Here is a 4,148-nt window from a genome sequence, read left to right on the forward strand (position 1 = left end):
CAAAGGTGATGCTACCAGCAATGTCACAGCCCCTTCTAACAATTCTCCATCGGCTCTATGATATAATAATCTGCGCCGTAGCGTATCCAAACCAGTCTGTTCGGCATCGCTGAGACTTGGCAATTGGGCTTGCCATTCTGAAAAAAAAGCTTCATCTTCAGTTCGACTCAAATTCAATCTGGATTCAGCCTCCTCTTGGGTTTTAATAGCTTCTGTAACCGCAATAACTTTTGCCATTCGTTCACCTGAGATACGTTATCTTTTTTTAGGAGTTACGTATTAATAAGATAATATAGAATGATCGGTAGTAGCAATTCCATAGTAGCAATTCCATTATTTGTCATGACGCTGAAAGAATTAGAGCCTCAACTGCTGGCACTCTCTGACGAGGAAAAAGCTCAAGTTATTCAACTCCTATCTCCAGGAAAAATCACTCCTTGGCGCGGTATTGAAAAAACGCCTGGTGTTTGTGGCGGGAGTGCCTGTATTATTGGAACTCGTATCACCGTTTGGGGACTTGTAGAAGCTCGTCGAATTGGCTATAGCGAAGCTGACTTACTCACAAGCTATCTATCACTATCTGCGACTGATATTGCCAACGCTTGGGCATACGCCGAAGCCTTTCCCGACGAAATTGAAACAGAAATTCGGGAAAATGATGAAGTGATGGACGGGGATTTGTAGCAGATGGCACGTCTTTATGCCGATGAGCAATACCCCTATCCTGTTGTAGAATTACTGCGAGCTTTAGGACATGATGTTTTGACTGTCCAAGAAGCAGGCAGAGCCAATCAGAAAATTCCAGATCCGGATGTTTTAGCTTTTGCAAGTAGCGAGAAACGTGCCGTGATTACCGAAAACCGTAAAGATTTCTTTCGACTGCACCGCACACAGCCGCTTCATGCTGGTATTATCGCTTGTACGAACGATCGCAATTGGGAAGCACTGGCTAACCGAATCCACACTGCGATCGTAGCCGCAGAACATTTGGAAGGTAAACTGATTCGTGTTGTGCGCCCTCCTGTGTCACCGTAGTGGTGTGGTAAAGGTTATATTATCATCATGCAAAAAATTATGAACTCTTCTCCAATTGCTTGTTAACCTTAATAATCTTCTTGTCAAAATACTCTTTTCGGTGTCCCAATCTTTTCGCCACTTCCAACCCTTTTTGATAGGCTTCCAAAGCTTTGTCGTAAGCCTTCATCTCCTGATAAACTTGACCGAGATTGTCGTAAGCATTCATCAATCCGTACCAATTGTAAGCGCGTTCTTCCAGCAACAACTGCATTTGATAGATTCGCACAGTCGGTTCTAGCTGTTTTTGCGATCGATAAAGCAATGCTAATTTATCCAAAGCTTCGCTAGCTTGGGCGTATTGTTGAATGGGAACTGCTAAGTTGTAGGCTTCCTGATAGTATTGAGCTGCTAAGTTGATTTGACCTATAGTTTGGTAATCGGTGCCGATCGCAATTTTGAGCGGTGGTATCGCAGCCGGGTTTTGCAGGTTGACATACACTGATGCTAGTCTTTCCCGGGCTGCGATCGCCTTGAGGGGCTGTTTCGACTGCTGGTAAACGTAGGCTAACTGTCTCAAAGCATCTACCTCAGTCGGAGCAGTTACAGGCTTGGGTGGCGCGCCATTTCCCGCCGTTACAGCAGAATTTGGTACAGCAGCATTAGCCGCAAATAAAGCGCGGTTTTCCTGAATTAAAGTTGCCAATTCCTCATACACCGGAGCGGCTTTATCGTAACTCAGCCAATTGATGTGAACAAGTGCGAGATCCTTTAAAATCTGACCTTGAGCCAATATATCTTGATTTTGGCGCGCATTTTCGAGGATTTGTTGGTAAACTTCTACGATCGGGCCTTTAGCGCGTACCTGCCCAAAAGCCGCAGCTAAAGCCGGGAGCAACTCAGTATTTACCGGCACTTGCGATTTAACTTGTTTGTGAATTGCTTGCAGCCGTTTAGTAATAAGCTGAAGTTCCAGATTTTTATTGCTACTCCAAGCCACACTTCCCACCCGACTCAAAGCAGCAATTTCCGCCGCCGGGCCAAGATATCGGCGCAGTCGCAATTCTCGGAACCAAATATCAAAAGCACCAGCCCCATCTCCAGCTTGCAGTTTAGCCGCTGCTTCTAAGCTTAACTTTTCTAAAGCCGCACTCAGTTCTTCCCGCTGAGTGCTACTCAAAGATTCAGTAGCGGGTTTTAGGGGATCGGGTGTGGTAAGTTCTAGAGGATTAGGAGAAAATTGATCGAGGGGTGGTGGATTAGTTTGGGCGCTAGCAATAGAACCAGCACACAGCCACAACCAAAGCAAGCACCCAAATGGCACAGAATTTCTGATAAAAGAAATATAATTGCCACCATTCGGCAGCCCTGGTCGAAACATCAAGTTTTGCATATTTAACAAAACGGTATAAATTATGTCACAAAGATGGCACACCAGCCAACTGTTCAACAAGAGCAACAAAATAAAAGTTACCGCACTGAGCAATAGTTGGCATTTAAAGGCGTTGGGCGATCCTCTTGGAGGGCTTCGCCAACGCATTTTGCGCCTATTCAGTTTAGCTCTAATTTTCCTAACTGTATGCACAGCTTGCGCCCCTCCTCCCGCCGTTGCTAGAGATCGCTCTTTTCCACAAATATCCCTAAGCTTTTTGGGCGAGTACCAATTGCCAAAAATCAACTTTGAAGGCTCGCCAGTCGGCGGTTTATCGGGAATTACCTACGATGCCAAAGGTATTAGCGGCGTCACTTCCAAAGCTTATCGTTTTTACGCCCTTTCCGACGACAAAAGCGAAAACGGAGAAGCCAGATTTTACAGTCTGCGACTCGATCTTAAATCCAGCGATCCAGCCAATCTTAGCCTCAAAAAAGTTTCTGTTGAAGGCGTTACATCCCTCAAAAAAGCAGACGGTGAAACCTTCCCTTGGGGTTCCATCAATCCCGAAGGTATCGCCCTTTCTCCACGGAATTCAGTATTTGTAGCCAGCGAAGGCAGCCCTCCTTTTCTCGGAGAATTTGACCTCACTACCGGAAAAATGCGAGGAAATTTGCCAATTCCCAAGCGCTACATCCCAGATGCAAACGATGAACAACAGCAGCAAGGAGTGCTGGAAAATTTAGGTTTTGAATCTTTAAGCATCGATCCAGAAACCTTTAGTCCGGGCGGTCTCGATCCGTTTAGGTTGTTTACAGCGACAGCCGCGCCGTTAAAGCAAGATTTCGACCCAGAACAAGCAAGCAAACTCCGTCTTTTACATTATATCATCGTCGATAAAACGCCACAATTAGTCTCGGAAAATCTTTACATCTTAGACCAAGTTCCCATGACTGTTTGGAATGGTTTAACAGAATTGGTAACGATTGGTGGAGGTCAATTTTTAAGTTTAGAGCGTTCCTTTGGAATATCGGGATACGGTGCTAAAATTTATCAAGTAGCGGTTGGGGCGGCGACGGATACTTCGAGAATCGAGAGTTTTAAGGGGCAACTAGGAATGGTTGAACCTGTGAGAAAAAAGTTACTATTAGACTTGAATGAACTCGGAATTCCGCTGTACAATTTAGAGGGAATGACTCTCGGCCCGCTGTTGCCAGATGGCAGTCAAAGTGTGGTTTTGGTGAGTGATGATAATTTTGAGCAAGCTCAGAAAACTCAGTTTATTTTGTTGAGTTTAAAAGGTAAAATTTAGGGTGCATCTGGCGCAAGGCAAATATATCCATAGGGGCGAAGCATGACCTCCGTCAATATGGGATTATAACTAATAACTTGTATGCGGTCATGCTTCTTCAGGCTTCAAAAACCAGATGCACCCAAATTTAGGATGATGATCGTGATGTTTGGTGTCAGAAGATTATTTCCGGTGAATGAGTCACAATCAAAAGGTTCGTAGTGAGGACTTTAGTCCTCTCCAAATGCGGACTAAAGTCCTCACTACGAACCTATTTTAATGGAGTTTTTCTTCGGATATGAGATCGCGTGATTGGATGCGGACTAAAGTCCTCACTACGAACCAATTTTAATTAGGCGGTTTGTTTTTAGATATGATATCGCGTTTGGGTGCATCTGTGCAAGAGCAAATATTTGTGTAGGGGCGAAGCATGACCGCAGTCAATATGAGATGATAACTAATAACTTATAT

General features: G+C 44.6%; 4 protein-coding genes and 1 pseudogene. 3 read left to right on the forward strand and 2 right to left on the reverse strand.

Annotated elements, in window-relative coordinates; genetic code table 11:
* A pseudogene (locus QT974_RS31980) lies at nucleotides 1-237 on the reverse strand (type I restriction endonuclease subunit R); the annotation flags it as partial.
* A 105-nt stretch (nucleotides 238-342) separates the two neighbouring features.
* Here QT974_RS31980 and QT974_RS31985 point away from each other — a divergent pair.
* Complete coding sequence (locus QT974_RS31985) at nucleotides 343-684, forward strand: DUF433 domain-containing protein (protein ID WP_333472398.1); 342 nt, start codon at nucleotides 343-345, stop codon at nucleotides 682-684.
* A gap of 3 nt (nucleotides 685-687) precedes the next feature.
* Entirely contained in the window at nucleotides 688-1,035 is a 348-nt protein-coding gene (locus QT974_RS31990; protein WP_333472395.1) for a DUF5615 family PIN-like protein, read from the forward strand.
* Nucleotides 1,036-1,072: 37 nt separating this feature from the next.
* Here QT974_RS31990 and QT974_RS31995 read toward each other — a convergent pair whose 3' ends face one another.
* The gene (locus QT974_RS31995) at nucleotides 1,073-2,407 is read right to left on the reverse strand and encodes a tetratricopeptide repeat protein (RefSeq protein ID WP_333472396.1); all 1,335 of its coding nucleotides are present in this window, start codon (nucleotides 2,405-2,407) and stop codon (nucleotides 1,073-1,075) included.
* 22 nt (nucleotides 2,408-2,429) lie between these two features.
* Here QT974_RS31995 and QT974_RS32000 point away from each other — a divergent pair, with 22 nt between their 5' ends.
* Nucleotides 2,430-3,698 (forward strand): esterase-like activity of phytase family protein, encoded by a 1,269-nt coding sequence (locus tag QT974_RS32000; RefSeq protein WP_333472397.1) that lies wholly within the window; start codon nucleotides 2,430-2,432, stop codon nucleotides 3,696-3,698.
* Nucleotides 3,699-4,148: the final 450 nt, after the last annotated feature.

It is taken from the genome of Microcoleus sp. BM001215392 (genome assembly GCF_036700185.1).
GTDB lineage: Bacteria > Cyanobacteriota > Cyanobacteriia > Cyanobacteriales > Microcoleaceae > Microcoleus.